Consider the following 26,443-nt stretch of genomic DNA (forward strand, 5'->3'; position numbering starts at 1 on the left):
CAAAACAAATAAATATATCAAAGCTTAAACTATTTGATAAATTTATAATGTTTATTGGAGAAATTAGATTGAATATTGAAGAGAGAAAGAAATTAGGTCGAAGAGCAGTTTTAATTGCAATATTCGGAAATGTTGGGCTAACTATTTTCAACTTTGTTGTGGGAATTTTATCTGGAAGTACAGCACTTATTGCAGAAGCAGCCCACACGTTTTCTGACATTTTAACTTCCATAATAACATTCATTGGATTTAGAATTAGCTTAAAACCTCCAGACAAACTGCATCCTTACGGACATGGAAGAGCGGAGCCTCTTGTGGGATTGGTTATTGTTGTATTTCTAGGGATCATTGCATTTGAGATATTATCTGAAGTTTACAAAAAAGTTCTTTTAGGAGGTCCGATTACTCCGCCAGAAACAATTGCAGCTGTAATGGCCCTTGTTGGAGTGTTTGTTAATTTTGTAATGACCACATATATCATGAAAACAGGTAAAAAAATAAACAGCCCTGCAATAATTGCAGACGCACAGCACCAAAAAGTGGACATATTTTCCAGTGCAGCCATATTTGTAGGTGTAATTGGGGCGCAGTTAGGATTTCCTATTTTAGACCCAATAGTAGCTATTTTTATTGCAATAATGGTTTTAAAAACAGCATTTGATGTGGGCAGAGAAAATATAAATAATATATTAGGAACAGTTCCCTCAAAAGAAATCTTGGACAACATTCAAAAGTCAGCTTTATATATTAACGGCGCGTTAGGTGTTCATAATGTTAGAATCAATTATTTAGGGCCGTATGCATCTGTTGAACTCCATGTTACTGTAACAGAAGATTTAAGTTTAAAAGAAGCTCATGAAATAGCACATAATGTGGAAAAAAAGGTAATTGAAGACGTTGAGATTGTATCTATGGTCACGGTTCATATTTGTCCTGATGTGGAAGATGAAGTATATTGTGTAGATAAATGAATAAAAAGTGCTTAAATGAGGTTTAATTTTTTAATCTGGCCGGGCGGAAATCCAATAATTTTATATATGATCATGTGAATAGTCATTCATCTAAGATTGTGGACATTTACTCATAGCGTTGATTAAATTAAAAAATGGACAGTATATGGAGAGATAAAGTGATAGATGACCTTGATGTCAAAAACATCTCTGGACTTTCAAATGATGAAGTAATCCTTAAAATAAAGGAAGAAGGATACAATGAACTACCTTCAACCAAAAAAAGAGGCATAACTACTATTTTACTGGAAGTAGTCCGTGAACCAATGTTTCTGCTTTTAATTGCCAGTGGAACAATATATCTCTTTCTTGGAAGTCTTGAAGAGGCTTTAATGCTCCTTGGATTTGTTTTTGTTATAATTGGAATCACATTTTATCAGGAACGTAAAACAGAACGCACATTAGAGGCGCTTCGAGATTTATCAAGCCCACGTGCATTAGTAATTCGCGAAGGCCAAAAAAAGAGGATTCCCGGACGTGAAGTGGTTAGAGACGATATTTTAATTTTAGAAGAAGGTGATAGAGTGCCTGCAGATGCAGTAGTCCTTTCATGCACTCATCTTCTAATAAATGAATCATTACTTACAGGCGAAGCTGTTCCTGTACGTAAAGTGCCATGTGGCGGAGTTATGGACATGCATCCTCCTGGTGGAGAAGGATTACCATCGGTTTATTCAGGTACACTCATTGTGCAGGGTCAGGGAATAGCTCAAGTACAAAGCACTGGTTTATACACAGAGATGGGTAAAATCGGTAGAAGATTAGAAACATTGGAAGATGAAGACACATCATTACAAAAAGAAACCCGTAAACTGGTTAAAAACTTCGCAATTTTAGGGGTGTTTCTTTGTGCTGCAGTAGTTATTATATATGGTTTTACACGATTGGATTGGCTTAATGGATTTTTAGCAGGTATAACTCTGGCAATGGCAATTTTACCTGAAGAAATTCCAGTAGTACTTACTGTTTTTCTTGCCCTTGGAGCATGGCGTATATCACAAAAAAAAGTGCTTACAAGGAGATCACAGGCAATACAAGCTCTTGGATCAGCTACGGTATTATGTGTAGATAAAACAGGTACTCTCACTGTAAATCAGATGTCAGTTAGTAAAATATTTGCAAATAGCGATTTTTTTGATGTGAATTTGGATGAACAGGATTCACTTCCCGAAAACTTCCATGAAATTGTGGAGTTCAGCATACTGGCGAGCCACAGAGATCCCTTCGATCCAATGGAAAAAGCCTTAAAAAAACTTGGAAAAGATACATTATCAGATACTGAGCATTTACATGATGATTGGACAATAGTACGTGAATATCCGTTATCTCAAGAACTGTTAGCTATGTCTCATGTCTGGAAATCGCCTGATGGTGAAGATTATATTATTGCATCGAAAGGTGCTCCTGAAGCGATTGCTGATTTATGCCACTTAAACCAAACACAAACTCAAAAAATGTTAAAAAACATAAAATCAATGGCAGGCGATGGTTTAAGGATAATAGCTGTAGCCAAAGCAGATTTTAAACAAATAGACTTACCTATTAAACAACATGATTTTAAATTTGAATTTTTAGGACTTATTGGATTTATAGACCCTGTAAGGCCAGGTGTACCAAATGCAATCAAAGAATGTCATGATGCAGGTATAAGGGTGGTAATGATCACTGGAGACTATCCAGGGACTGCAAAAAAGATTGCTCAAGAAATAGGACTTACATCACGAGATGAAATTATAACTGGACAGGAACTGGATAGTATAGATGATTCTAAGCTCCAAGAAAGGGTAAAAAATGTAAATATATTTGCAAGAGTTGTGCCTGAACAAAAATTACGCCTTGTAAATGCCCTCAAATTAAATAATGAAGTAGTAGTAATGACAGGAGATGGTGTAAATGATGCACCAGCACTAAAATCAGCACAAATCGGGATAAGCATGGGGGATAGGGGCACTGATGTAGCAAGAGAAGCATCTTCACTTGTATTACTTAATGACGACTTTTCATCCATAGTAGATGCTGTAAAAATGGGAAGAAGAATATTTGATAATTTAAAAAAGGCTATTGCATATATTTTTGCAGTTCATATTCCAATTATAGGTATGTCGCTAATTCCAGTGATTTTTAACATGCCTCTAGTTCTTTTACCAGTTCAAATCGTTTTTCTAGAACTAATAATTGATCCTGCATGCTCTATTGTATTTGAAGCAGAGCCTGCTGAGGCAAATATAATGAATCGTCCGCCACGCAGTATGAAAGAACCATTGTTTGATAGAAAAATTATTAGTTTGAGTATTTTACAAGGAGTAAGCGTGCTTATAATAGTTTTAAGTGTTTATTTATGGGCATTATATAATGGGCAGGGCGATATGGAAGCCCGTGCATTAAGTTTCACCACTTTAATCGTGGCTAATCTTGGATTGATATTAACAAACCGTTCATGGTCAAGAACCATTTTTTCCACATTAAATTCTCCAAACAAAGCATTATGGTGGGTAATTGGCGGAGCATTGTTATTCCTGGGATTGGTCTTATATGTGGAACCACTGCGTAATCTCTTTGGTTTCAGTGTATTACATTTAAACGACTTGATAGTTTGTTTAATAGCAGGAATTATAAGTATTCTGTGGTTTGAGGCCTTAAAAATGGTAGGTAGGCTGTGAATATATACTTGGAGATATATTTGAAATAATATGAGGGTCAATTAACTTTTTTAAGTTTTAAAATAAGTAAATTAAAAGGTGATTAAATGAAGAATTTATTTGCAGATAGAATGAATAAAGTTCACAAATCATTTATAAGGGAAATATTAAAGGTTACAGAAGACCCCAACATCATATCATTTGGTGGAGGCCTACCCAACCCTAAATCATTTCCAGTAACAGAAATAAAGGAAGTAGTATCTAAAGTTCTGTCTGAAAATGGTGAAGAAGTTCTTCAATACAGCACAACAGAAGGATATCTACCACTTAGAGAGTATATAGCTCAAAGATATGCAAAAGAAGGTTTAATGGTTCATGCAGATGAAATTTTGATTACCAATGGCTCACAACAGGGGATTGACTTAATAAGCAAAGTTTTTTTAAATAAAGGTGATAATGTTTTGGTTGAAAAACCAACATATCTTGCTGCAATACAATCATTTGGATTATTCGAGCCAAAATTTAAATCTGTACCTTTACTTGAAGATGGAGCAGATATTAATGCATTTCAGAGAGTATTAGACGAAAATAAAATCAAAATTTTCTATTCAGTTACAAATTTCCAGAATCCAACTGGAATAACCTATTCTAAGGAAAAAAGACAACAAGTAGCTGAAATACTCCAAAATACAGATACCATCTTTGTAGAAGACAACCCTTATGGAGAAATACGGTTTATGGGCGAGGATATACCTCCAGTTAAATCATATCTTGAAGATGGGATACTTTTAGGCTCTTTTTCAAAGATAGTATCTCCTGGAATGAGGTTAGGATGGATAGTAGCTAATAAAGAGATAATGGACAAAATAATCATAGCAAAACAGGCTTCAGACCTGCATTCTAATTATTTTACCCAAAGAGTTGTTTATCAATACTTAATTGACAATGATGTGGATGAACATATTGAAAAAATAAAAAAAATGTATAAAAAACAGAGAAATCTAATGGTTAAAATGATAGAACAGCATTTTCCAGATGATGTTAACTATACAAAGCCGGAGGGAGGAATGTTTTTATGGGTAACTCTTCCAGAAGGTTTATCTTCTCTTGATCTGTTTGACATTGCAATAAAAGAAAATGTTGCTTTTGTCCCTGGCAAGGCATTTTTTGCTGATGGAAGTGGAAATAACACTTTAAGGCTTAATTTCTCCAATTCTAATGAGGAAAAGATTGAAGAAGGTATAAAAAGGTTAGGAAAGGCTATTTATGAGTTAATGGGTAAATAATATTTTATTTATAAACCGATTTATAATTCTTTTTTAGGATAATTAATAAAATGAGATTATACCAAAACTTTTGCATCTAATTTAATTAATGGAAGGGTAATTTATTAGATATTTAAAACAATCAAGCAATTAAATAATGAATCAATAAACCAATTAACTGAATGCAGCATCTATCTTAAAAAGTATAGTGCATTCTGAGGGTATACTAACTGACTAAAAAGTAGTTACTATTAAATTAGTGGCTAAAAATAAAAAAAATATTGGTGGTTTTTGAATTAGGAACTTTTTGGCTGCTCACTTTCCATGGTCAATTTATACGCTGTAAAGAGGCATATAAGTATTATTGGAATTAAAACGTCAATATAAAGCGCGAAACCAGCATTTCCAGGTGCAATATTTCCTGTTTGCATTATATCTGTAATGTGTATATATGCAGCTCCAAGATAAAATACAGATACTGCTATTATGGTCGCAAGCCAGAAGTTATCCCTGAATTTCAAGCATAGAATTCCTAAAAGTCCATAAGATAAATTTGCAACTCCAACTTCCAGTTGGAATGGATTGCCTGCTGGCCAACCAATCATCGCAGCAATGGTATTTGACAGGAATACATGACCAACGAATGCCCATATTGAGCCAATTCCCACCATTATAAATAAAAACCATAATGAAAATACTTCAAAAACTCTATTTTTTGTTTTAGGCGATTTACTCAAAAGTAAATGTAAAACAGCTCCAATTAATGTTATCAATAAAAAAATATATGTCATTTCCATATTTAAACCCCCAATTTAAATCTAAATAATGGTATTTGTGGTTAAATTATTTAAATATATGGTTAAAATTCCCTAATATTTAAAAATAAATCTTATCTGGAAGTTAAGTTTTTAAATATTTAAATTCAATATTATAGTAATAGGGAGGAAATATAAATGGAAATAAAATATATTTGCCCGCTTATAACGGTCAAAGATATTAAAAAGTCAAAAGAATTCTATGAAAATGTGTTAAAACAGGAAGTAGAGATAGATCACGGTGAAAATGTTACATTTAAAGGAGGGTTTGCGTTACACGACATTGATCACTTCCAGAAGTTAACACTTAAACCCATTAAAACTACTGATTCTCCAAAGGACTTTATGGAACTTTATTTTGAATCGGAAGAGATTATAGAATTAGAATCCATTTTAAATTCTTTAAATGTTAAATTTGTGCATAATATCAAAGAACAGCCATGGGGACAGAGAGTAATGCGTTTTTATGACCTTGATGGTTATATTATTGAGGTAGGGGAGCCTTTGGAATTTGTAATAAAAAGATTCGAGGCTTACGGTCTTTCTGTTGAAGAAATTTCAGAAAGGACTTCCATGCCCGTTGAATTTGTGCAGATGGTTCTAGAATAAGATTTAAAAGAATTTAAAAATATTTTCAACAGATATTTTTATTTTTGTCACTTTATCTGTGATAATCTTTTTTTAAGGATTAGTAGTAAAATATATATCTTGCTTTCGATAATTGAGTATTGTATTACTTGAATCTCCTTAACAATCATTTAATTATAACAATAATGCTCAATGATGGATTTTTTTGGAATTAAGGGTTTAAGGAAGTATTTAATATGAATATAACGAGATTAGAACGAAGAGTAAAATTATATAGTCACTTAACTATTATTTATTTTTTAATAGCAGCTATATTTCTTTATTTCATTAATGGCAGTGTATCTATTGCTTACTTCATTATTTTAATTGTAACTATCATATTTGGAGGGCATAATTGCTGTAATTGTGAATTTTATAAAAATGGTTGTTACAATAAATATTTTGTTTTTACAAAAAAAGAATCTGAAAAAGAAATCTCAAGTTTATTTAAATATATAGGCTTGTTGTTGGGATGTATTCTTGTTTTTTTACCTATAATTGCTTTAATCTACTTGGGAATGACTGGAAAACTTACTGGATGGGCTCTGATTTTAATGATCATGATCGTTGTTGTTACAATATCTATGTCTGTAGTTAGAAGTAGCATTAAAAAGGAGTATGGGGAAATAAAGTTTTGTTCTAAGTATCATGGTCTTAAAAAATTGAATAGAATCTCAGAGGAAGTTAGAATCGAAAATAAGGATAAAAAACCTAAAATAAACTATGCTGAAATTAATCGTTGCCCCGCTTGCAATGTAACTAATGAAGATGATGCAAAATTCTGTTTTGAATGTGGCGTCAATTTAATAACATTTGCATCGTCCAATGATAGATTTTTAGCATTTTTATTGGATGGAATATTTTTAAGTTTGATGTGTTTTTTTGTATTGCTAGTTTTAACAATTATTTTTTCAGATTTTAATGGTGTAAGCCATGATTTAATATTAAAGACCGCATTTTTTTTGAGTATTCTTGTTGTATTTGGCTATTTTGTAATATTAGGAGGTCCATTCAATCAAGGACAGACTTTAGGGAAGATGGTATCATCAATGAAAGTGGTTAATCACTCAGACAAAAAAACAGTAACTTATAAGCAAAGTTTCATCAGAACTATCTTACTTTTCATGGATTTGATACCTTACATAGTTCCGGGCTTGTTAGGTACACTAAAGATAAAACGTTCCAATGAAAACCAAAGAATAGGAGATACCGTCGCTAAAACAATAGTTATCATTGAAAAATTAAATAGATAAATTTTAAACGCCGGGGACGGGATTTGAACCCGCGTGATCCAAAGGATCATGGGATTAGCAGTCCCACGCCGTACCAGACTGGGCCACCCCGGCAAATGAATTTAAAAAAGATTATTCAGTAAAAAAGATGATTGTTTTTAATTGTTTATAATAGTTTTGGTTTTGATTCCATAAAAGGATTTCTTTTTATTGAATGGGCGTGTTCAGGAGTGGACAAACATCCTGAAAACTGGTTATCCAAAATCCCAACTCCGCCCCGTTGCTCCACAAGCATCAGCTGTCCACAGTAGAGCTGCTTCTTTCCAGACCTGACCCGTTCCCATGGTTAAAGCAATTAATTCAAGCCCTACAGCCTGAACCCTGCTACCACTAATCCTGCGGGACGAGGTTTCTACGTTGAGATTATGGGCCAGTATTCGTTCAGCTTGCCGCCTCCTGAACTTCGACCGCGCCGTATAGGGGATATGCGCTTACAGAGGACCCCTGACCCTCCAGTCTAGCCCATCATAGTTATCGCTATTATAGTATTTGAACCTTTTGATCAAAAATTTATTTGAATATTATGCCTTTCTTTACAGTTCTTTTTAGAAATTAAACTTAATTATTTAAAATAGAGTATTTTTAATGTCGTTAAGGACTGATTACAACAATTTGCTCTATTTAATATCTTTTATTTTATTATCTATTTTAAGTAATCTAATTAGAAAAAACAATTTTTCCAAATAGAAATTGAATTTTAGAGGTAGAGAATTTAAATTTAAAAAGCAAATTGGAGTTATTAACAGCGTATAACTCTTATGATATCTCCATCAGAGATTATTCCCTTTAGTTCATCACCATCTACAACAGCTAATTGATTTACTATACCTTCTTCTGCACCATGTTCTTTCATTTTTTCTACAGCTATATTTAAACTATCTTCAGGTTTTACGCAGACCACATCTGTAACCATTACCTGTGAAACGGTTGTTCCCAGTGCATATTTGTCAAGAATCAAGTTATGTCCAAGATCAGTTGCAGTTACAATGCCTACAAGTTTTCCGTTATCAACAATAGGTAATGCACTTACTTTGTGTTTCATGAGCTTTTCAAAGGCAAATACAACATCTTCTGTTGGGGGAACGGTTATAACGTTTTTTGTCATTACATCTTTAACTTTCTGTTTCTCTAACATCTTCATCACTTCCATAAGTTTTGGTAAGAGTTTCTATTATAAAATCGATGGTTGTTGTTACATCAATATTTTCAATAACAGGGATATCATACTTTTGGGCCTGGCTTTCGAAGTATTTATGGGTTCTTCTTATTGCTCCAAAGTAATTCATATATCGTTTAAGTGGTCTTCTGGCCCATAATTGTCTGCATCGTGAATAGAATCGTCCTCTATGAACTTCTTCGTCTTGTAATGTTAAAACGAACATTGCAACGTTGTGCTTATTTACCAACTCTTCATTTATAAATCCGGGCACAATATGCACACCTTCAATAACTATACTTATCCCTTCTTTGAGTGCTCTTTCAATAACGGCTTCAACGCCCACGCTCACCGTATCCACGTGATCACGGAATCCAATAAGTACTTCATCAAGTTCTGGCGGCGGTGGGATTCTTAAAGATTTATATGCAGTGTAACTTGACTCAAATATGGTTGGAAGAAGCTCTTTGGATACCATTTTACGCATAACTTCTCTTATAATATCGGTACTGGTCATATTTCTTATTCCCAGCCGATTAGCCACTTCAAAAGCGATTGAAGATGTTCCAACACCTGATGCACCACCTATTAATATAATGAGCGGTTCTCTGCATTTACGAATACTTCTCCAAAGCCTATACTTTTCAGCGATTTCTTCATCTTCTCTTTTCAGTTTTCCACGAACTATACCTATCAAATCATCTAAATTAATAACTTTAATTCCTTCTTTTCTTAAATGATCTTCTATTTGGGATGCAAATTCATATGCTTTGTTTGGATCCATTTCTGCTCGAGTTAGAGATCTTGCTAAAACACCTTTAGAAAATGGTTCTCTATATATTTTCCCGCTTACTTCTCCTTCAACCATTATCATTTTCAAATTTTCACCTCAAAAAAATTCTTTATTTTTTTGTGGCCATAGAACATTTACATGTTCGGGGCATGCAAAGACTGAAAGTCGTTGCGGTTACAAAACCAAAGGTTTTGCAAATATCGAAATCAAAGATTTCGAATGTTCGAAAATCATAGCTTACGAAACCGAAGGTTTCGTGCTCCAAAAATTCTGTCAAAAATCTATGATTTTTGATGCCACGAAAATTATCAATTCTCACAAATTTCATTTGTGAGTTTGAAAATCTTTGATTTTCAATTTTCGCAGGCTTCGAATTTTTGAGAGATTTTCTCAACCTCAAATAGGATGGTAGGCATATATTAATTTAAATACAGAGAATCAACTAATCATTCACTTTTAAATCGTATAGCTTAATGAGTCTTTAAAAAGATTATGTAATGATAATTTAGCCAACTCTCTGTTGTTTATATGTTCATTTTTATGATCAGTGCTTTAAATAGTTATACTATTAATTTGAAAAATTTCTAAGTTGTATAACTCCATGGATTTAAAGATTAATGAGTTTTGGAGTTATTTCCACATTATCTTCAGTTTCATTTATTTTTATTATGCTTGCAAGGCCCTGTGAAGATTCTCCAGAATTGATTATAATGGTTTTCCCTATTTTATCAATTGCTTTAGCTTCATGTATATGTCCGCAGAGATTTAATGATGGTTGAAACTCTTCTATTATCTTTCGGATGCTTTTACTTCCTACATGGTCTCCTGAAGGAATAACATCCGTTTTTGTGTTGTATGGTGGAGCGTGAGTAACTAATATTTTAATAGGTTGGGTTTCTATTTGTTTCATTAATTTTTCAAGCTCTTGATATATTTGCATCTCTGCAAATTCAAGGGGAGTGTTAAAAGGCGTTGTATTTGAACCTCCAAGGCCACATATGCCTATATTTTTAATAATTAATGTTTTGTTATGTATATTTATGGCGTTGGAGTTTTCTATTTCTCCATAAATACATGTTTGGTCACAATTACCAGGTATTGCAAGGGTAGGGATATCAAACATGCAGATTTCATTTAATATTTCTTCACCTAACTTATCTGGACCAAAATTGGTTATATCTCCGGTTAAAATTATTAGATCTACATCGTTTTTTTGTAGATAATTTAAAATATTTTGGCATTGACCATGTAAATCACCTATAGCAAGAATTTTCATGTTTTATTCTCCTTAAAAAAAGATTTAAAAATGATATAATCAAAAAATAGGATGTATTCTGAATTTTTTTAGAGTTTATTCCTTAAAAAATGTCGATATCTCTTTTAAACTTCCTTTAACAGAATCTTTATCTCCATAAATTGCAACGATGTTGTCTTCTTCATATTCCATTATAATACCATATTCTTCTGCAATATCATTTAGTCTTTCTTCAGATATCGGCTCTTTGAAAGTGATCCTTACAGTTGTAAATCCAGCTGGAGCTCCAACAACAAATTTTGGTGCAGCATCTTCTTTTTCAATTACGATTTCTCCTCTTGAAGCTCTTTTAAGCTTTTCAATCCATTTGTTGCTATAATCTTCCCCTATTTCTTCAGCAAGGTCTAAAAGAGAATCCTGTATTAAATTAAGGAAATCATTAATTCTTTTTAGCTCTTTCATCATTTCTGGATTTGTGGGGTCTGCTTTATAGAAATTAATGGAGCTTTTTGCTAATCTAACATTTTTAGTTACATCAGTTGGAATGTGTTTTTCATTCTTTCTTAGATCAGTTAGAAGTTCAACTAGGATTAGCCAAGTTTGTTCTAGGGGTAAATCGTTCATAAATGCCCTTCCAGAATTTTCTTAGTGTTATAATTAAGTTTTGCATCAGCTTGCTTTAATTCTTCTTTTATTTCTTCAATATTTTTGTATGAGTTTAGGAACAGTACATGATGGCTTTGAGTACCGCTTATATTTAAAATAGCAATTTCTTCAGTCTCATCAATTGTTTTATTTTCGACAGATGCCTTGTATCTTACAAATGGGCCGTATTGTTGAGGTATTTCCTCAAATTTAAATATTCCAACCAGTGTAGCAATAAACATAAAAACACCTCAGATTGTTAATTTTCAAACTTAATAATATTATAATTCTAGTTTAAATATAATTTTCAAAATATTTAAAATTATATATAAAGTAATTTATGTTAAAACTAGTTAAATATTAGATTGAATGTTAAATAATTAAATAAATAATTTATTATTAAAAATAGCAGGACGATATGATTAAAATAATTAATTAACTTGGTTATAAATAATAATTCATTAAAAACAGCTGTTAGAATGATTTTAGCTTATTTTTTTTAAATAATTTTAAAAATAAATAAAGTAGGGAGAATTAATTTTATTCTCCGCCAGTTACTTTGTCCAGTTCTTCAATGTCCTTAATTGAACATTTTTCTAGAGCTGAATCTACACAAATTTGGTGAACATCTACTGTTAGATCTTCAGGTTTGTATCCCATTGCTAGACCTAAGAACTGAGCAAGGTGGAAAACAGGTATGTTGAATTCATCACCGAATTTTTGTTTGATTTCGGTTTGACCTACATCAAACTGTAAGTGACAGAATGGACATACATTTACTATAACATCTACACCAGCGTCTGTCATGTTGGTTAATTTCTCTTTTGTGAAGTCTAAAGCGTTTTCTATGTCTCTTGAACGTACTCCACCACCAGCACCACAACATAACATTTTGTCTCGGTAATTTACAGATTTTGCACCAGTTGCTTCTACAAGCTCATCTAAAATTGTTGGTTTTTCAGCGTTGTCTATTCCAATGTCTGCTGTTGGCCTTAAAAAGTGGCATCCGTAGTGAACACCGACGTTAAGATCATCTAAAGGAGTGGTTACAGCTTCAGCTATTTTGTCAAGACCTACATCATTGTATAATACTTCAGCAAAGTGTCTTACGTTAATGTTACCTTTGTATTCTCTGCCTACTTCAGCGAGAACTTCGTTAATTTTTGCCTTAGCTTCTTCGTCTCCATGTAATTCGTGGTTAGTTTCAAATAATGTACCGAAACATCCGTTACATTCGGTCATTATATCCATATCCATATCTTCTGCTATGGTTATGTTTCTTGCAGCTACAGAAAGCCAGCTGGTCTTATCAAATGATCCAAATACACCCGGTGCTGGGCAGCATGATGCTCCTTCCATGTCGTGAAGTGTGATACCGAATTTTTCAAACATTACTCTTGATGATTTTTCGATTCCAGGGTATCTGTTGTTCATTATACATCCTAAGAAATATGCGAGATCCATTTTCATTCCTCCTTATTCTAGTTCTCCGGTTTTCCAGTTGTATCCAATTAAACTGTCAAACCCTGTTTTCTTGAGTATTTTTTGTACTTCTTCTAATGCTTCTGGGTATTCGTGTGTGGTTGGAGGTAATTCGTTTAATCCAACTCTTTTTCTAAGTGCCATTGTGGCATCGTTAATTGGCACACCGTGGCCTGTTTTTAATACGAAGGTTCCAGTCATTTTGTGTGCTTGTGCCATTTTTCCTGCTTGGGATTGCATGTTTCTTATGGTTTTAACAACATCTACAATCTCAACGCCTCTTGGGCACCTTTCTTGGCAGGTGTAGCATGTAACACATTCCCAGATAGTTTCGTCTTCCATAACTTCGTTTTTAAGTCCGTTAATGGATTTTCTTATTATGCTTCTTATTCTGTAAGGAGTTCTCCTTCCTGAAGGACATGATCCTGTACATGTACCACATTGGTAACATAATGCTACGCTTTCTGCGCCTGCGTCCATTATATCCTGTTTGAAGGTTGTATCTATATCTTCGCTACGTACTAGATTTTCTTCTTTATTAAGTAAAGTCATACTCACACTTCCTTTATTTTTACTTTCCTCTTTTTTTGTTTCTTTAACGACTTCTTTTTCTTTTTTCGCTGTTTTTTTCTTTTTTCGCTGTTTTTTAGGTTTTTTCTTTTCCGCAGTAGCTTCTTTTTCTACTGCAGGGGTGGTTTCTTGTTTTGTCTCTGTATCAACTGGTTTTCCTTCTTCGGAGTTTTCTGGTACTTCGGATTCAGGTGTTTCTTTGTTTTTACCTTTCTCCTCTGATTCTTCCCCTGTTAAAAAATCTTTTAAACGTTTCAAGCTTTTCATTCATTCCCCACATCCTTTTAAGTTAAGGGATTGTGTGAAAACATATAATTTTCATACCTAGGTTGATGATCAGTGTATATATAGGTTGCGGAAATATCGCATACTGTAACCTTTTTGTTGACACGATTTGCATTGAATATTTTAAATCATTCTGCAACTGATTTTCGAAAAATAAAAAATAGATACCGACTCATTAAAGATATAACTGTGAAAATAATTATAAAATAAAGTAAAAAATCATAAAAAGCAGATGTTGGAACAATTAATGTAATTAAAATCATTAAAAACAGAAATGCACCATAATATTTTCCTATTGGGTCATAAATCAGCAATTTATACTTGGAAGTAACTATGAATTGTAAAAAAACAAGGCTAATAAGGATTAATAACCAGTAAGGATAAATTCCATGGAGTATAAATGCAGTAAATGCGATTAAAACCAGAATAAAATCTGCAATTATGTCAAAATATGCTCCAGCAGATGATGATAAATCGAATTTCCTTGCAAAATAACCATCAAAAACGTCAGTAAGGATTGCAACTAAAAAAACAGCAATTGATTCTATTTTTAGGCCGTTAACGAATAGATAAAGAAATATAAAAGCAAATACTATCCGGGATGTAGTTATTCCATTTAAAATAGAGGATTTATTGATTTTCATTTTATCAAAGTTAATATAATGATATTAGCAATACTCAATCTTAATAATTAAAATATATTGAGGTCATACTATATTTTTTATACTAATATTTTAAATACATTAATTAAGTGAATAAGGAAACCGATTTTATGCTCTTAGTAAAACAACATGACGGCCCAGCAAGACTTGGAAAATATGAAGAAGTAATTACTCCTGCTATTTTCAAGTCAGAAGAAAATCTATTTATTATAAAAGATGAACCTATGCCATTTGATGTTCCTAAGGAATTAGCAGAATGGTCTGTTAAAAGAACAATCCAAAATGCATCCAAAAGCGAAGAAAAGGGTATTGCAGTTATTCACGGCAGTAAATATGTGGATTTAAGAGTTAAATGTGCTTTAAAGTTAGATGAACTTGGATATACAACATTATTAGTTGCAAATTCAGAAATGCTTCTAAAAAATCCTCGAGATCTTGTTGATATACTTGTAAATTTAAGGGAAACCATAAATCCCAATATAGCACTATATTTTCCATTTGCAGACGTTAATTTTATTCCAATACTGGCTTATATGGGTATTGATTTCTTTGGAGAGTTTACAGCAGATTATTATGCGCAATTAAACGTTATTTTAACTCCGACTGCAAAATATAATCTTGAAGAGTATAAAATATATGATTTGAACTTTGATGAACTTAAAAAATACAATAAAAACAGTATGGATTTTGTAGTTAGAGAAGTAAGGGAAAATATAAAAAATGGAACACTTAGAAATTTAGTTGAAGAGCGATGTTGCACTTCTCCCGAGGCCATGTCCACGCTAAGACTACTTGATAAGAAATATCCTGATTTTTTAGAGAAATATATGCCTTTATATTAGAGTTTAAATAAGTAAGATTATTATTTAACTGTAATGACTACATAATGATGTTTTCCTACTTCTTCCACATTTTTAAAAGTCAAATGATACTTTTCAATTATTTCTCTAACATTTTTTGGATTTATTTTAATTTTCATTGGAGGACCTGGTGTATTTTCAATCTTTTTAAATTCAACAACTGCAAAAATACCTTCTGGTCTTAATATTCTCCTAATTTCACTCATTACCTTATCTAAGTTATCATTTTCTACGAAGCCGTGTAAAACATTGGCCATGTAGCATATATCTACTGTTTCATCTTTTATGGGGATTTTTTTGCTTATATCTGCAATAATGGGCTCTATATTGCTGATTTCGCTGTTTTGAATTTCTTTTTTTAAAATATTCATGGATTCTTCCCAAACATCCACTGCGTATACTTTCCCTTTTTCTCCAACAATTTTTGATGCGGCAAGGGACATGTAGCCGTCTCCAGAACCTGCGTCTAAAAATATATCTCCTTTTTTAAGTCCAATTGCATTTAAAACCTTTTTTGAATCTAAAATATCTTTACTAGATTTGCCATGATGAAAATGTTTTCCTGTCATTTTAACTCCTCTTTAATGTCTATTTATTTGTGGTTTAAATCATTTAAACACTTTTGAAAAGTATATTTTACAATTTTATTTAAAATATCTTGCAATACTCAAAATACTTGAATAAGAATTAACATAATATAAGTAACATCGAGGTGGATAAAAATGATTGAGAAACTTGAAGTAAGTTTAATCAATGAAAATGTGCATAATTTTAAAAAAGGGGAGTTTGGAGTGGAAAAAATTGAGATAGACCAGGATAAAGGTTTAATTGAGATAATATACGCACCTAAAGAGGATGGAATTAAAAAAGTCATAATACCTCTACAGAACATTGAAAAAGTAGATTTCACCGAAAAAGAGGATATATTAGATAAATTAACTGAATAAAAAGATTATAACTTTTATTTTAATTTTAGATTAAAATTGGAGATAATTAGTTATAATTAATTCTTTAATTTCTCCCCTTTTTGAAGCATCACAATTAATATTCCGTTTTGCAGTGATCCTCTCTATATTATAATTGTTATAGAGATTATCAAAGAATTCATCATGAATATCTTGATTTTTAGGATCAGAATTACTAAGCATCAAATATGCGCCTTGTTCATCAGTTATTTTGAAAAATTGAGCTAATCTTGTTTGATCTTCATCATTAAATCCATTTTTTGCATAGCTTGTAAAATTAGATGTTTTGTTTAATGGCCGATATGGAGGATCAAGATAAATAAAGCTTTCTTTTTCTATATAGTTGCAGGCTTCAGTAAAATCTCCACAAAAAACTTCTGTATCTTGCAATGCTTCATATATTCCTATAATATTCTTTTTACTGTGAATTTTAGGATTTTTATAACGTCCAAATGGTACATTGAATTCTCCTTTTTGATTTTGACGGAAAAGACCATTAAAACATGTTTTATTTAAAAAAATTAGAAAGCTGGTTCTTTTAACCCATTCATCACTATAATTGACATAATCAAAACCATCCATCTGTCGGTTATATTCGTTTCTAATTTTGTAGTAGTATTCTTTTCGTTTATCCTCTGATTTTTGAAGGTGTTTATCCTCTATTTCACTTAATTTATCCATTAACCCTTTATGATTTATTTGCAGGGTTTTATAGGCAATTACAAGTTCTTTATTAATGTCAAAGAGATAAGATTCTTCAATGTTATAATCTCTTTTTAAATGGAAAAATAACGCTCCGCCACCAACAAATGGCTCAATATACCTTTTAATTCTTTTAGTTCTAATTATTTTTGGAGGGAACCGTTTTTCCAGTTCATTTAGTAGTTGTGTTTTCCCGCCAGCCCATTTTATAAATGGTTTGGCAGTAACAGGCTCTACTTTAGAATTTTTATCCATTTTTTATCCCAAAACCATTTATTATAATTCGTCAAGAAGGTTTTCTGGTGCTCCACAGATTTTAACTAGATACTCTGCTTCCATAAAATGTAAATCTCCAGGGATAATCAGACAATGCAACGGACCGCCAAAATCTTCCATAATAAGCTTTTTTACAGTATCTGCACGCACCAATGGTTTGATTGAGCCAGCACGTGCAAGCGCAACAGCTAATGAGTCTTCTGTCACTATTTCTTCACCAAGCTCTTTTTCAACCTTTAAAAGATATTCCAATCCCTGATTTACAGTCATATATCTATCTGCATCGGCGCGAATGTCTAAAAGCACCAGTGTATGGGCTTTTAATTTTTTATTTGCTTTTATGGCATGGTAGGGGGAATGCGGAAAATAATTTTCCTCCGTAAAAGGTATTGTAGTTACTTTTCCAAATTTGTAAGCTTGAAGACCAGCTAAACCTGGAGCTGCTGATAAAATAGAAGAGGAATGGATAACTCGTGTTTCAATATTCCATTTTTTAGCTTCTATCATCATATCCGTATGCGTTGTTGCAATTAAAGGATCTCCTGCAGCTAAAAATGCAACATCTTTTTTCATAGCTGCATTTAAAGGTATGTTAAATTCTTCTACCTCTTCTCTGGTTAAAACGCTAATTTCTTTACTTATTATATCTTCAACAGCAGATAATGTTGTTCCAAATAAATTTGCAGTGTAAAACTCGGCATAAATATCATCAACTTTTTTAAGGGCTTCAATTCCCTTTAAAGAAATGTCTTTTTCATCATAAAGTCCCAAACCAATAAAATAAAGCATAAAACCACTCCTACACTCCATATATAACATTATTTAATTAAATAAAACATTTAATTTACCTTTAGGTACCTGTTTTAAATATTATTTTTTAACAATGATTATATTTTAATCTTGATAATATTTAGATATATTAGTTAAAATCTGGTTTATGAGGATATTTATGATTGGCCTAAAAATTCCAAAAGATATAGCAAATGATGTGCGTAAATCATTATTAAAAAATTCATTAATTAATCTTGATTTTAAAATAGAGCGTGAAAAGGATTATGTTATTATTCCACTTTTAAATGAGCCTAAAATGGATTTATTTAGTGAAATTTGTCAGGATAAATGTGAAATTATTGATACTGACTTTGAAATGCAAAAAAGAAGTCCAAGAAGTCTAAAGGAGTATCTGGAAGGTAAAATTGACCCTAAAAAAATTGAAGAAATCAGGGGATCCTTTGATATAATTGGGGATATTGTTATTTTAGAGATCCCTGAAGATTTAGATGAATATAAACACTTGATTGGAGAGGCTGCGCTTAAATTCACGGGAAGAAAGGCAGTTTTTAAAAAGCAAAGCGAAATAAAGGGAATTATAAGAACAAGAGACTTAGAACACATTGCAGGAGAAGATATATCAGAAACTGTTCACCAGGAATTTGGATGTAAATTGATGCTTGATGTTAAAAAAGTTTATTTTAGCCCTCGGCTTGCAACTGAGCGAAAAAGAGTAGCTGATCAAGTTCAAGATGGTGAAATAATAGTTGATATGTTTGCAGGGGTTGCTCCGTTTCCTGTGCTTATTGCAAAAAATCATAATGTTAAGATTTATGCAATTGACATAAATAATGATGCTTATGAATATATTAAACGAAATATGGAGCTTAATAAAGTTTCAGATAAAATAATTCCAATTTCAGGTGACGTAAGAGAAGTTTTAGGTGATAAAAATATTCGGGCAGATCGTATTATAATGAACTTACCTGGAACTGCCTATGAATTTTTAGATTCAGCTATAGAAACTGTCAACGAGGGAGGAATTGTTCATTACTATGAATTTTCAGATGATTTCCAAAAACCGGTTGAAAGAATTAAAATAGCAGCTTATCCTCGGAAAATTGAAGTTTTAGGTAAAAGAAAAGTAAGATCAAGAAGCCCGGGTATGTGGCATATGGGAATTGATGCAAGAATATTTTAAAAAGCAATATCTATATATGAAAATATATATTGAAGATGATTAATAAAGGGGGTTTAATTAATGGAACTAAAAAATGTTTTGAAGATATTTTTGGTTTTAATATTTGTTTTTGGAGTTTTTAGTGTAGTATATGCGGATTCTGGACCTACTTTGGGTGCTAATCAGGCTCAAAAGATAGCTCAAAGTTATTTAAAGACAAATAATTTGCCTTATACTGCTGTAACTCCGGGGTGGAGTGACTGGAAAGCAAAGGTTACTGATACTAAAACAGGCGCTCAAAAATGGATACCTGTAAGTGAAGCTAAAGCAGATGACCCTGGTTTTGGCGGACCTGGAAGATACACAGCTGTTGAAGGTTATAATTCCGCATGGGTTGTGCAGGTTAATAATCAAAATGGAAAAAATGTGGGAAGAATATATGTGGACGCTGAAACTGGTAAAGTCTTAAAAGCCATCATCGACCAGGGTAGCAATACTAATGATGCAGATATAAATGCAACACCTCTAAATCAAACAGCAACACAAGATCAGGGGATATTAGGCTCAATAATAAATAGTATTATGTCATTTCTCCAGCAGATATGGACTTCAATCTTTGGAAAATAACTCATAAAACAGTAATATGTAATAAATAACCCATTAATGGTTATTTATTTAGTTTATTTTTTTTAAATTATTAAAATGGCTTTAATATTCCTTCTTCAGTAATTATGCCTGTAATTAAATCACTGGGCACAATATCAAATGAAGGGTTCTCCACGTCAGTTCCTTCAGGCGCAACACGGCATTCTCTAAAATATAACACTTCTTTAGGGTTGCGCTCTTCAATTTCAGTATCATATATTGAATTTTCAAAATCAAATGTACTTTTTGGTGCTGCCACATAAAATGGCACATTAAACCGTTTTGCAGCAAGTGCAACCATTAAAGACCCTATTTTATTTGCAACGCCGCCTTTTGCAACTCTATCTGCACCAATTACGACTTTATTTACTTTTCCTTCCTGCATCATGCGTCCTGCAGCGCTATCCACAATCAATTTAACTGGAATTTTTTCTTGTTGCATCTCAAAGACACTGAGCTTTGCTCCTTGGCAAAATGGCCGTGTTTCATCACATATCACTTTAATTTTTTTACCTTCATGGAATGCAGCTCTTATAACACCTAAAGCTGTTCCATAATCAACGCAGGCCAATGCACCAGCGTTGCAATGAGTTAAAATAGTATCGCCATCACCAATAACTGCAGCGCCGTGTTTTCCAATGGATTTATTGGTTTCTATGTCTTCATCGTACATTTTTAAAGCTTCATCAAGTGCATTATCAGATTTGAGCACTCTGTCTACTGCCCAGAACAGATTTACTGCAGTGGGACGTGCTGCTTTAATTTCATCTGCAGCTTTTTGGAGGTCTTCACCCGCTAACTCTGCAAGTGTCATTCCAAAGGCAGCAGCTACACCTATTGCAGGTGCGCCACGAACTACCATGGTTTTAATGGCGTAAATTACATCTTGATAGTTTTTACAGGTGAAATAAGTGATTTCATCAGGTAATTTTGTTTGATCGATGAGTAAAAGTTGATTGTCTTTCCAAAGCATAGTTTTCATGTTTATTACCCTTAAAAAAGTAATTAATTTTCAATAAATTAAAAAAATAGAGTTAATAATGACTTGCAGGAGTCATATCTAAATGTTTATCTTCTTTACCAGGAACACCGTATGCATCAGCCCTGCATTGGGTGCATGCTCTAAATACGGGAATGATTTCTTCTACTTTATCTCTTACTTCACTGATTTGGGCACAATTCGGTTTTTCAAGGTCTTTAAACTTGTTAAGAGGTATAAGTGGAATTACATTCATAAGGGATGCGCCTCGTTTTTTAACTTCTTTGGCTATATCCACAATATGTTCGTCATTTAATCCAGGAATCAGCACTGCATTTACTTTAACAACAATACCCTTTTCGGATATCTTTTCTATGCCTTCAAGCTGATTTTTAGAGAGTAATTTGAATCCTTCTTCTCCTTTATAGATTTTCCCATCATAAAAGACCCCAGCATAAATTTCTTTACCTATTTCAGGGTCAATGGCGTTTACTGTTACTGTTATGGTGTTTATATGTATATCTGCAAGTATATCAGCTTTATCAGGTAACAAAAGCCCGTTTGTACTCATACATTTAATTAAATCAGGGAATTCTTCATCAACCCTTTTAAAGAATTCAAATGTTTCTTCATTAAATAGTGCATCGCCAGGACCTGCAACACCAACAACAGAAATTGGCATTTCGCCTGTAACTTTTCTAACATGCTCTATTGCATCTTCAACATTCATTACTCTTGCTGTGACTCCAGGACGGACTTCACATTTGTTAATGTCTCTTGTGCAGAAATTACATTGAATATTACATTTAGGGGCGATTGGAACGTGGATTCTTCCAACTTTATCGTGCATTTTTTCATTAAAACAGGGGTGTACTTTAGTCATGTGGGCAAATTTACTTTCTTTCATTTTCTAATTCCTCCAAAGGAAAATTTCATCACCATTTGGTTTAATTCATCATGTTAGGTCTTTAATCATTTTTTCTTCTTTTTTAATCCATTCATCCTTGATTATTTCGTCAGAACATACCATTGCAATGATATCTTCCTTAGAATTGTGTCTGATAACCTTAAAACCTTCTGGAATAATTCTAAATATAGCGTCGTATATCTTCTTTTTTAAATCATCTTTAGGGTCATGGATGACTATACCTTTAATTTCACTCTTAGGACCGTTTATTGTCACTTCAAATCTGCTGGGCTGCTGTATTTTTTCTCTGCCTTCTGTTTCCCATAGTTTTTTCAGTAGTTCTGGAAGATATGTTTCATCTTTAACTTTTATATAAATTTTATTTTCATTTTTATCATATTTATATTCAGTAAAATCATCAATAGTAATGGGGGATGCAGCTTTTTTAAATTTAACTACAATAATAAATACAGGTTCTCTGGGGTCTACAAAGACTTTCATGTCGTCTATTGCTCTTGAAACTTGCACGTCTTGTATGATTTGTTTTATGATCATCTCATAAACTTCTGCACCATCTTCATCGTAACATTCAACTAACATTTCATTCTCCCAACTATTTTTTCCCTAAACCAGATACTAATAATGCCGCACCAACAGCACCGATATATTGTGAGTTTTCAGGCACAATAATTTCAATACCGCCCAGAACAGTGCTTACAGCATCTACAAGACCTTCTATAAGTGATGTTCCTCCAACTTGAATCAGAGGCTCACGAACGTCAATTTCTTGAAGTTGCTGCTCATAAACCTGTTCTGCAACAGAATAACATGCAGCAGCAGCCACATCTGCCTTTGTACCTCCAGCAGCAAGTGAAGTAACTAGATCTTGAATACCAAACACTATACAGTAACTGTTTAAGAGAGCGTGCTTGTAATTTCCTTTTAAGGCTAATCCTCCCAGTTCACTTATGTCAACGCCCAGTCTTCGCGATGTTATTTCTAAAAACCGGCCTGATGCTCCCGCACAGATTCCACCCATAGTGAAATTATCCGGAATTCCATCATTAACTGTTATAACTTTGTTATCCATTCCACCAATATCTAAGACAGTTGCTTCGCCTCTCTGGCGGTCTGCAAGATAAACTGCTCCTTTGGAGTTTACACTGAGTTCTTCTTGAATTAAAGCAGCGTTAAAGTGTTTTCCTATGGTTAATCTTCCGTATCCTGTCACTCCCATACCGTCAATGTCATCTAATTTGTATCCTGTGCCTTCAAATGCACTTTTCATTCCTTCTTCAGCAGATCCAATAACATCGGTTGTTGGAAGCCAACCAGTTCCTATTATTTTGTTATTTTCCATTAAAACAACTTTGGTGGTTGTTGAACCTGAATCTACACCAATTGTTAGGCCTTCCTGTTTTTCACGTGCCAGTAAACTCTTTCTATCAACAATGGTGGATAATGCTTCCATTCTTATGAAAAGCTCATCAGCTTTGGTTCTTTCAGTGAAAGAGTATGTAACAACAGGTAAATTTGTGTTTTGTTGTATAAATCGTCTTAATTCGTTTCTAACAAGTGCTCCTTCAGCACATCTAAAGCATGAAGCGATGAATACTGCATCTGCATCTGCTTTCCCTTCAACAATGGACATGGCTCTTGCTATCATTAGTCTTATACTTGAACTTGCAGCGTTAAAACCGAATTTTTTGTAAGCTTCGTCAATATAATCTAGATCTGCTTCGGGAATAGTAATTTCTGCACCAAAAGTTGCTGCAGCTTTTTCTATTTCCTTCTGAACACCACTGTATTCAGTTCCACAGGATATTTGGGCTATTTTAACCATTTTTTTCCTCCAGTTCATCTAGGAAAGTGTTAATCTTGTTTACTATGTCTATTGCTTCTTCCTGGTTTGTAGGATATTGAAGCTCTAAAATGGGGATATTTTTCTTTCTTAAATAAAACATTGAAAGTTCATTTGTTCTTGCACAGCCTATACATCCAAATCCATAGGGTGCTTCTTCCATAATTATTGCAGCTTCAGCTTCATCAATTAATGGTCCGAATATGGCCATTCTTCCCCTTACACCTGATGGAACTTCAATTGCAGCATATTTTAAACCTTTTATTGGTTCGTCTTGGGTAATATTAAATGGAGGTGAATCTATTTCTGGATCTATTACTTTTTTTCTTATTTCTTTTTGTAATGCGAGGGCTTCATGCCCATGTCTTTCCACTAAATCAGCTAAAATTAGTGAATTTGGAGGAAATATAGCTATTTTCAATAAAACTCCCCCTTTTGTGTGTTGGGTTTTATAAGTTCGGGTCTTCTTGTAATTTCTTTAAGGTCACTGAATATTCCTTTTGTTATATCAACAATACCTATTACACCAATAACTTTGTCATGTTCTTTTATTGGAACGACCACAACTGGAATACCTGAGTAAGCACCGCTTTCAGGAATTTCCCGCATTGATTTGCCGTTATTAAGTACTTTTTCCAGTACAGGGCCGGTATAATCAAAATCTATTACTTTACCGTCCTCTATTCTAACTCCCTTAGCGTTTTTTGTACGCATTGTTGTGGGTAATTTATTTAAAAGCTTGTGAATAGCAAGTGCCATTGGTGCTATCTCTTTTCCCTTTGAAGAAGATGTTATTTGCATTTTTATCATTCCCCTATTTAATTATAAAGCTTAAAAATGGATTTACTATTTTTCAGCTTCTTTTATTATTTTTTTAAATAAATCTGGCGAAATTTGCTTTGGTTTTTCTACATGAACTTTTCTGGGATGTTCAAATGCTTCTCTTAGGCAATCAAGTAATTCATATTCTTTTTCAAGCTGGTGAAATCCTTCTCTTGCCGCTCCTCTTTTAGCTCTGCAACGTCTGGGGTCTCCTGGTGGAAATCCTCTGTCTTTTGTGAAAATGTTAAATGGGTCTAATTCCCTTATTCTTTTTACAGCATCCATAACAACATCCTCATCTCCATGAATTATGGCCCCATAACACGTTGATTTTATAGTAAGGGGTAATTCCAGCATATGGAGTTTCTGGACGAGTTCTGCAGGATTAATATTTGAAGAAGGCCCCAATATTATCATGCGAGTGACTTCAGAATTTTCAGTTTTTGGCGACATAAACTATATCTCCCTCTTTCAGTTTTTCCAGATTTTCAAGCCCTTTAACAACTCTACCAACTATGTTAGTCCCGCCAAATGGCTCTCCTGTAGGTCCAAATTCGTCATTATCTTCAAATCTTACGCCTATCATTCCAACATGTCGGCGTGACATATTGGTTATTCCAATTTGCCCAGCAGTTACGCATTTAGGAGGAGTGTTTTCAGGGGTAAGTCCCTTTGCATCTTTAGAGTTCCCTTCAAACATCATCACCTTCATTCCCGGAAATGCAAAATGCACTTTAAGGGAGCCTATCGGTGAATCAATAATCCCTGTGAGTTTTTGGAAATACCAGGATGATCTTGGAGCATTATCATTTATATCTACATATATTATTTCATTTTTATTGATTCCAAATGTTTTTACCTTTTTGTTACCAATAATGTCCATTGAAAACTGAGGATTCTGGCTTACAATTATTGCATCATCATCTTTTAAGCCGTCACGTATATGTTCTATGCCTTTTGAAGATAAATATTCTTCTGCATCCTTTTGAGTCATTGAAATGGTTATTATTCGTTCTGGATCTGATTTAACCGTTACATAATCTCCTGAATTTGCAATATCCAAGAGTTGCATTCCTTTATCGACATGACCTATAAGAGTGTGGGATGGTGTGGAAACCCTATCTTCCCTGTAGATATAAACACGTCCCATTCCTTTACCGCTATTTCTAAGGGTAACTGCACCACGTTTACGCTGATCTATGTATTCAGCGTTCTTTTCAAGTCCCTGTAACTTGTAAAATCCTACAAATGAATTTGATTCATAATCCACTTTGATTTTACCATCTTCAGACAATGCAAAAAAGTGTTCAACAGAATTAGGGGATTTAGATTCTGTTTTAACAAGAATATGGGTAAATATTTCATTTCCATCACTAACAGGAGTATCTAAATTGGTTATAGTGGCACTTTTAATTGTACTTTTTCTTTCTACAACTGGTTTTATTTCAGTTATAGCATCGTCATCAGTGAGATTAACCAGAGTCCTTTTACCTCCAACTACTTGGGCAAATATCCCATTAGTTCCTTCAGGAACTCCATACACAGATTTATGCCGGCTTTTACTGAATATTATGTGGGTTGCATCTGAAGTAAAGCCTGAAAGACTTATTATAACGTCCCATTTTTCATATTTATGCTCTGTTTTTGTTGGAATGAGGTTAGTCTTAACTGGCCCCATAGAAACCTCATTTGAGGTGGTCCATCGGACTCTATGATTTTCAAACTCTTTATAGAGCTTTTTCCATGTTTGGATCAAATTTGAAGGGTCTTTTTCTAATAATTCAATTATTATGCTTCCTTTAGAAGTTTTTATTTTGTATTTATTCACATATTTTTCGATTTCTTCTTTACCTTTAACTACGCCAAGGACACAACCTTCTATATATGGTGCATTCGCTGCTTCAATTGCATCTTTAATTGTAGAACCTTCAGAAAGGTTTATTTTTTCACCATTGACCCTTACAATCATATAATTCCTC

At 33.2% G+C, this 26,443-nt stretch carries 29 protein-coding genes, 1 tRNA gene and 1 other RNA gene; 9 read left to right on the plus strand and 22 right to left on the minus strand.

Annotated features, from left to right (window positions below; translation table 11 throughout):
* Positions 1-68 precede the first annotated feature (68 nt).
* From HZC47_09030 to HZC47_09040, 3 genes are all read left to right on the plus strand, one after another.
* Positions 69-971, plus strand: a complete 903-nt coding sequence (locus HZC47_09030) for a cation transporter (protein MBI5681024.1) — start codon at positions 69-71, stop codon at positions 969-971.
* Positions 972-1,105: 134 nt separating this feature from the next.
* Positions 1,106-3,670, plus strand: coding sequence for a cation-translocating P-type ATPase (locus HZC47_09035; GenBank protein ID MBI5681025.1), 2,565 nt, complete (start codon positions 1,106-1,108; stop codon positions 3,668-3,670).
* Positions 3,671-3,756: 86 nt separating this feature from the next.
* A complete protein-coding gene (locus tag HZC47_09040; protein ID MBI5681026.1) occupies positions 3,757-4,935 on the plus strand; it encodes a PLP-dependent aminotransferase family protein in 1,179 nt (392 codons plus the stop codon).
* Positions 4,936-5,210: 275 nt separating this feature from the next.
* On the opposite strand, the gene HZC47_09045 is transcribed toward HZC47_09040, so the two are convergent.
* Positions 5,211-5,705: a hypothetical protein gene (locus HZC47_09045; protein MBI5681027.1), complete on the minus strand. Its 495-nt coding sequence runs from the start codon at positions 5,703-5,705 to the stop codon at positions 5,211-5,213.
* 162 nt (positions 5,706-5,867) lie between these two features.
* Here HZC47_09045 and HZC47_09050 point away from each other — a divergent pair, with 162 nt between their 5' ends.
* Both HZC47_09050 and HZC47_09055 read left to right on the plus strand, forming a co-directional pair.
* A complete protein-coding gene (locus HZC47_09050; GenBank protein MBI5681028.1) occupies positions 5,868-6,338 on the plus strand; it encodes a VOC family protein in 471 nt (156 codons plus the stop codon).
* Between the two features lie 215 nt (positions 6,339-6,553).
* Positions 6,554-7,609 (plus strand): RDD family protein, encoded by a 1,056-nt coding sequence (locus HZC47_09055; GenBank protein MBI5681029.1) that lies wholly within the window; start codon positions 6,554-6,556, stop codon positions 7,607-7,609.
* 8 nt (positions 7,610-7,617) lie between these two features.
* Here the strand turns inward: HZC47_09055 and HZC47_09060 are convergent.
* The 10 genes from HZC47_09060 to HZC47_09105 form a co-directional block, all read right to left on the minus strand.
* A tRNA-Ser gene (locus HZC47_09060) sits at positions 7,618-7,702 on the minus strand.
* Positions 7,703-7,800: 98 nt separating this feature from the next.
* Positions 7,801-8,116, minus strand: an RNA gene (ffs, locus tag HZC47_09065) — signal recognition particle sRNA.
* 271 nt (positions 8,117-8,387) lie between these two features.
* Positions 8,388-8,783 carry a CBS domain-containing protein gene (locus tag HZC47_09070; protein ID MBI5681030.1) on the minus strand — a complete coding sequence of 132 codons (396 nt, stop codon included), beginning with the start codon at positions 8,781-8,783 and terminating at the stop codon, positions 8,388-8,390.
* The gene (locus HZC47_09075) at positions 8,761-9,678 is read right to left on the minus strand and encodes a 2-phosphoglycerate kinase (GenBank protein ID MBI5681031.1); all 918 of its coding nucleotides are present in this window, start codon (positions 9,676-9,678) and stop codon (positions 8,761-8,763) included. The genes HZC47_09070 and HZC47_09075 overlap by 23 nt, the downstream gene beginning before the upstream one ends.
* 526 nt (positions 9,679-10,204) lie before the next feature.
* Positions 10,205-10,873: a metallophosphoesterase gene (locus HZC47_09080; protein ID MBI5681032.1), complete on the minus strand. Its 669-nt coding sequence runs from the start codon at positions 10,871-10,873 to the stop codon at positions 10,205-10,207.
* Positions 10,874-10,948: 75 nt separating this feature from the next.
* On the minus strand, positions 10,949-11,476 hold the full coding sequence (locus tag HZC47_09085; protein MBI5681033.1) for a DUF2096 domain-containing protein: 528 nt from the start codon (positions 11,474-11,476) through the stop codon (positions 10,949-10,951).
* Complete coding sequence (locus tag HZC47_09090; protein ID MBI5681034.1) at positions 11,473-11,739, minus strand: DUF749 domain-containing protein; 267 nt, start codon at positions 11,737-11,739, stop codon at positions 11,473-11,475. The genes HZC47_09085 and HZC47_09090 overlap by 4 nt, the downstream gene beginning before the upstream one ends.
* A 298-nt stretch (positions 11,740-12,037) precedes the next feature.
* Complete coding sequence (gene hdrB, locus HZC47_09095; GenBank protein MBI5681035.1) at positions 12,038-12,961, minus strand: CoB--CoM heterodisulfide reductase subunit B; 924 nt, start codon at positions 12,959-12,961, stop codon at positions 12,038-12,040.
* Positions 12,962-12,973: 12 nt separating this feature from the next.
* Positions 12,974-13,816: a CoB--CoM heterodisulfide reductase subunit C gene (gene hdrC / locus HZC47_09100; GenBank protein ID MBI5681036.1), complete on the minus strand. Its 843-nt coding sequence runs from the start codon at positions 13,814-13,816 to the stop codon at positions 12,974-12,976.
* A gap of 146 nt (positions 13,817-13,962) precedes the next feature.
* Positions 13,963-14,478 carry a CDP-alcohol phosphatidyltransferase family protein gene (locus tag HZC47_09105; protein MBI5681037.1) on the minus strand — a complete coding sequence of 172 codons (516 nt, stop codon included), beginning with the start codon at positions 14,476-14,478 and terminating at the stop codon, positions 13,963-13,965.
* A 128-nt stretch (positions 14,479-14,606) separates the two neighbouring features.
* On the opposite strand from HZC47_09105, the gene HZC47_09110 reads away from it, so the two are divergent.
* Complete coding sequence (locus HZC47_09110; protein ID MBI5681038.1) at positions 14,607-15,338, plus strand: archaeosine tRNA-ribosyltransferase; 732 nt, start codon at positions 14,607-14,609, stop codon at positions 15,336-15,338.
* Between the two features lie 20 nt (positions 15,339-15,358).
* Here HZC47_09110 and HZC47_09115 read toward each other — a convergent pair whose 3' ends face one another.
* Entirely contained in the window at positions 15,359-15,925 is a 567-nt protein-coding gene (locus HZC47_09115; GenBank protein MBI5681039.1) for a methyltransferase domain-containing protein, read from the minus strand.
* A 153-nt stretch (positions 15,926-16,078) separates the two neighbouring features.
* Between HZC47_09115 and HZC47_09120 the strand changes: the two genes are divergently transcribed.
* Positions 16,079-16,303 (plus strand): hypothetical protein, encoded by a 225-nt coding sequence (locus HZC47_09120; GenBank protein MBI5681040.1) that lies wholly within the window; start codon positions 16,079-16,081, stop codon positions 16,301-16,303.
* A gap of 30 nt (positions 16,304-16,333) precedes the next feature.
* Here HZC47_09120 and HZC47_09125 read toward each other — a convergent pair whose 3' ends face one another.
* Together HZC47_09125 and HZC47_09130 are read right to left on the minus strand one after the other, a co-directional pair.
* Entirely contained in the window at positions 16,334-17,278 is a 945-nt protein-coding gene (locus HZC47_09125) for a DNA adenine methylase (protein ID MBI5681041.1), read from the minus strand.
* Positions 17,279-17,299: 21 nt separating this feature from the next.
* Complete coding sequence (locus tag HZC47_09130) at positions 17,300-18,109, minus strand: diphthine synthase (GenBank protein MBI5681042.1); 810 nt, start codon at positions 18,107-18,109, stop codon at positions 17,300-17,302.
* Between the two features lie 139 nt (positions 18,110-18,248).
* Between HZC47_09130 and HZC47_09135 the strand changes: the two genes are divergently transcribed.
* The gene (locus HZC47_09135; GenBank protein ID MBI5681043.1) at positions 18,249-19,271 is read left to right on the plus strand and encodes a class I SAM-dependent methyltransferase family protein; all 1,023 of its coding nucleotides are present in this window, start codon (positions 18,249-18,251) and stop codon (positions 19,269-19,271) included.
* Positions 19,272-19,331: 60 nt separating this feature from the next.
* Complete coding sequence (locus HZC47_09140; protein ID MBI5681044.1) at positions 19,332-19,877, plus strand: hypothetical protein; 546 nt, start codon at positions 19,332-19,334, stop codon at positions 19,875-19,877.
* Positions 19,878-19,947: 70 nt separating this feature from the next.
* Here HZC47_09140 and mtnA read toward each other — a convergent pair whose 3' ends face one another.
* The 8 genes from mtnA to HZC47_09180 are packed head-to-tail and all read right to left on the minus strand — an operon-like array spanning position 19,948 to position 26,433.
* Positions 19,948-20,877: an S-methyl-5-thioribose-1-phosphate isomerase gene (mtnA, locus tag HZC47_09145; GenBank protein MBI5681045.1), complete on the minus strand. Its 930-nt coding sequence runs from the start codon at positions 20,875-20,877 to the stop codon at positions 19,948-19,950.
* Between the two features lie 52 nt (positions 20,878-20,929).
* Positions 20,930-21,781 carry a radical SAM protein gene (locus tag HZC47_09150; GenBank protein ID MBI5681046.1) on the minus strand — a complete coding sequence of 284 codons (852 nt, stop codon included), beginning with the start codon at positions 21,779-21,781 and terminating at the stop codon, positions 20,930-20,932.
* Between the two features lie 48 nt (positions 21,782-21,829).
* Entirely contained in the window at positions 21,830-22,381 is a 552-nt protein-coding gene (locus tag HZC47_09155; GenBank protein ID MBI5681047.1) for a methanogenesis marker 17 protein, read from the minus strand.
* 13 nt (positions 22,382-22,394) lie between these two features.
* Positions 22,395-23,624 (minus strand): methanogenesis marker 15 protein, encoded by a 1,230-nt coding sequence (locus HZC47_09160; GenBank protein ID MBI5681048.1) that lies wholly within the window; start codon positions 23,622-23,624, stop codon positions 22,395-22,397.
* The gene (locus tag HZC47_09165) at positions 23,617-24,063 is read right to left on the minus strand and encodes a methanogenesis marker 5 protein (GenBank protein MBI5681049.1); all 447 of its coding nucleotides are present in this window, start codon (positions 24,061-24,063) and stop codon (positions 23,617-23,619) included. The genes HZC47_09160 and HZC47_09165 overlap by 8 nt, the downstream gene beginning before the upstream one ends.
* Positions 24,060-24,443, minus strand: a complete 384-nt coding sequence (locus HZC47_09170; protein MBI5681050.1) for a DUF2111 domain-containing protein — start codon at positions 24,441-24,443, stop codon at positions 24,060-24,062. The genes HZC47_09165 and HZC47_09170 overlap by 4 nt, the downstream gene beginning before the upstream one ends.
* A 45-nt stretch (positions 24,444-24,488) precedes the next feature.
* On the minus strand, positions 24,489-24,917 hold the full coding sequence (locus HZC47_09175) for a methanogenesis marker 6 protein (GenBank protein MBI5681051.1): 429 nt from the start codon (positions 24,915-24,917) through the stop codon (positions 24,489-24,491).
* Complete coding sequence (locus HZC47_09180; GenBank protein MBI5681052.1) at positions 24,901-26,433, minus strand: methanogenesis marker 3 protein; 1,533 nt, start codon at positions 26,431-26,433, stop codon at positions 24,901-24,903. Before HZC47_09180 ends, HZC47_09175 begins: the two co-directional genes overlap by 17 nt.
* Positions 26,434-26,443: the final 10 nt, after the last annotated feature.

The sequence above is a fragment of the Methanobacterium sp. genome (genome assembly GCA_016222945.1).
In the GTDB taxonomy this organism is placed as follows: domain Archaea; phylum Methanobacteriota; class Methanobacteria; order Methanobacteriales; family Methanobacteriaceae; genus Methanobacterium_D.

What these genes read in the sequence shown, in the direction of transcription:
- HZC47_09035 (MBI5681025.1), top strand. Translation starts at nt 1,106, where the DNA reads ATGGACAGTATATGGAGAGATAAAGTGATAGATGACCTTGATGTCAAA.
- HZC47_09040 (MBI5681026.1), top strand. Translation starts at nt 3,757, where the DNA reads ATGAAGAATTTATTTGCAGATAGAATGAATAAAGTTCACAAATCATTT.
- HZC47_09045 (MBI5681027.1), bottom strand. Translation starts at nt 5,705, where the DNA reads ATGACATATATTTTTTTATTGATAACATTAATTGGAGCTGTTTTACAT.
- HZC47_09050 (MBI5681028.1), top strand. Translation starts at nt 5,868, where the DNA reads ATGGAAATAAAATATATTTGCCCGCTTATAACGGTCAAAGATATTAAA.
- HZC47_09055 (MBI5681029.1), top strand. Translation starts at nt 6,554, where the DNA reads ATGAATATAACGAGATTAGAACGAAGAGTAAAATTATATAGTCACTTA.
- HZC47_09070 (MBI5681030.1), bottom strand. Translation starts at nt 8,783, where the DNA reads ATGTTAGAGAAACAGAAAGTTAAAGATGTAATGACAAAAAACGTTATA.
- HZC47_09075 (MBI5681031.1), bottom strand. Translation starts at nt 9,678, where the DNA reads ATGATAATGGTTGAAGGAGAAGTAAGCGGGAAAATATATAGAGAACCA.
- HZC47_09080 (MBI5681032.1), bottom strand. Translation starts at nt 10,873, where the DNA reads ATGAAAATTCTTGCTATAGGTGATTTACATGGTCAATGCCAAAATATT.
- HZC47_09085 (MBI5681033.1), bottom strand. Translation starts at nt 11,476, where the DNA reads ATGAACGATTTACCCCTAGAACAAACTTGGCTAATCCTAGTTGAACTT.
- HZC47_09090 (MBI5681034.1), bottom strand. Translation starts at nt 11,739, where the DNA reads ATGTTTATTGCTACACTGGTTGGAATATTTAAATTTGAGGAAATACCT.
- hdrB (MBI5681035.1), bottom strand. Translation starts at nt 12,961, where the DNA reads ATGGATCTCGCATATTTCTTAGGATGTATAATGAACAACAGATACCCT.
- hdrC (MBI5681036.1), bottom strand. Translation starts at nt 13,816, where the DNA reads ATGAAAAGCTTGAAACGTTTAAAAGATTTTTTAACAGGGGAAGAATCA.
- HZC47_09105 (MBI5681037.1), bottom strand. Translation starts at nt 14,478, where the DNA reads ATGAAAATCAATAAATCCTCTATTTTAAATGGAATAACTACATCCCGG.
- HZC47_09110 (MBI5681038.1), top strand. Translation starts at nt 14,607, where the DNA reads ATGCTCTTAGTAAAACAACATGACGGCCCAGCAAGACTTGGAAAATAT.
- HZC47_09115 (MBI5681039.1), bottom strand. Translation starts at nt 15,925, where the DNA reads ATGACAGGAAAACATTTTCATCATGGCAAATCTAGTAAAGATATTTTA.
- HZC47_09120 (MBI5681040.1), top strand. Translation starts at nt 16,079, where the DNA reads ATGATTGAGAAACTTGAAGTAAGTTTAATCAATGAAAATGTGCATAAT.
- HZC47_09125 (MBI5681041.1), bottom strand. Translation starts at nt 17,278, where the DNA reads ATGGATAAAAATTCTAAAGTAGAGCCTGTTACTGCCAAACCATTTATA.
- HZC47_09130 (MBI5681042.1), bottom strand. Translation starts at nt 18,109, where the DNA reads ATGGAGTGTAGGAGTGGTTTTATGCTTTATTTTATTGGTTTGGGACTT.
- HZC47_09135 (MBI5681043.1), top strand. Translation starts at nt 18,249, where the DNA reads ATGATTGGCCTAAAAATTCCAAAAGATATAGCAAATGATGTGCGTAAA.
- HZC47_09140 (MBI5681044.1), top strand. Translation starts at nt 19,332, where the DNA reads ATGGAACTAAAAAATGTTTTGAAGATATTTTTGGTTTTAATATTTGTT.
- mtnA (MBI5681045.1), bottom strand. Translation starts at nt 20,877, where the DNA reads ATGAAAACTATGCTTTGGAAAGACAATCAACTTTTACTCATCGATCAA.
- HZC47_09150 (MBI5681046.1), bottom strand. Translation starts at nt 21,781, where the DNA reads ATGAAAGAAAGTAAATTTGCCCACATGACTAAAGTACACCCCTGTTTT.
- HZC47_09155 (MBI5681047.1), bottom strand. Translation starts at nt 22,381, where the DNA reads ATGTTAGTTGAATGTTACGATGAAGATGGTGCAGAAGTTTATGAGATG.
- HZC47_09160 (MBI5681048.1), bottom strand. Translation starts at nt 23,624, where the DNA reads ATGGTTAAAATAGCCCAAATATCCTGTGGAACTGAATACAGTGGTGTT.
- HZC47_09170 (MBI5681050.1), bottom strand. Translation starts at nt 24,443, where the DNA reads ATGCAAATAACATCTTCTTCAAAGGGAAAAGAGATAGCACCAATGGCA.
- HZC47_09175 (MBI5681051.1), bottom strand. Translation starts at nt 24,917, where the DNA reads ATGTCGCCAAAAACTGAAAATTCTGAAGTCACTCGCATGATAATATTG.
- HZC47_09180 (MBI5681052.1), bottom strand. Translation starts at nt 26,433, where the DNA reads ATGATTGTAAGGGTCAATGGTGAAAAAATAAACCTTTCTGAAGGTTCT.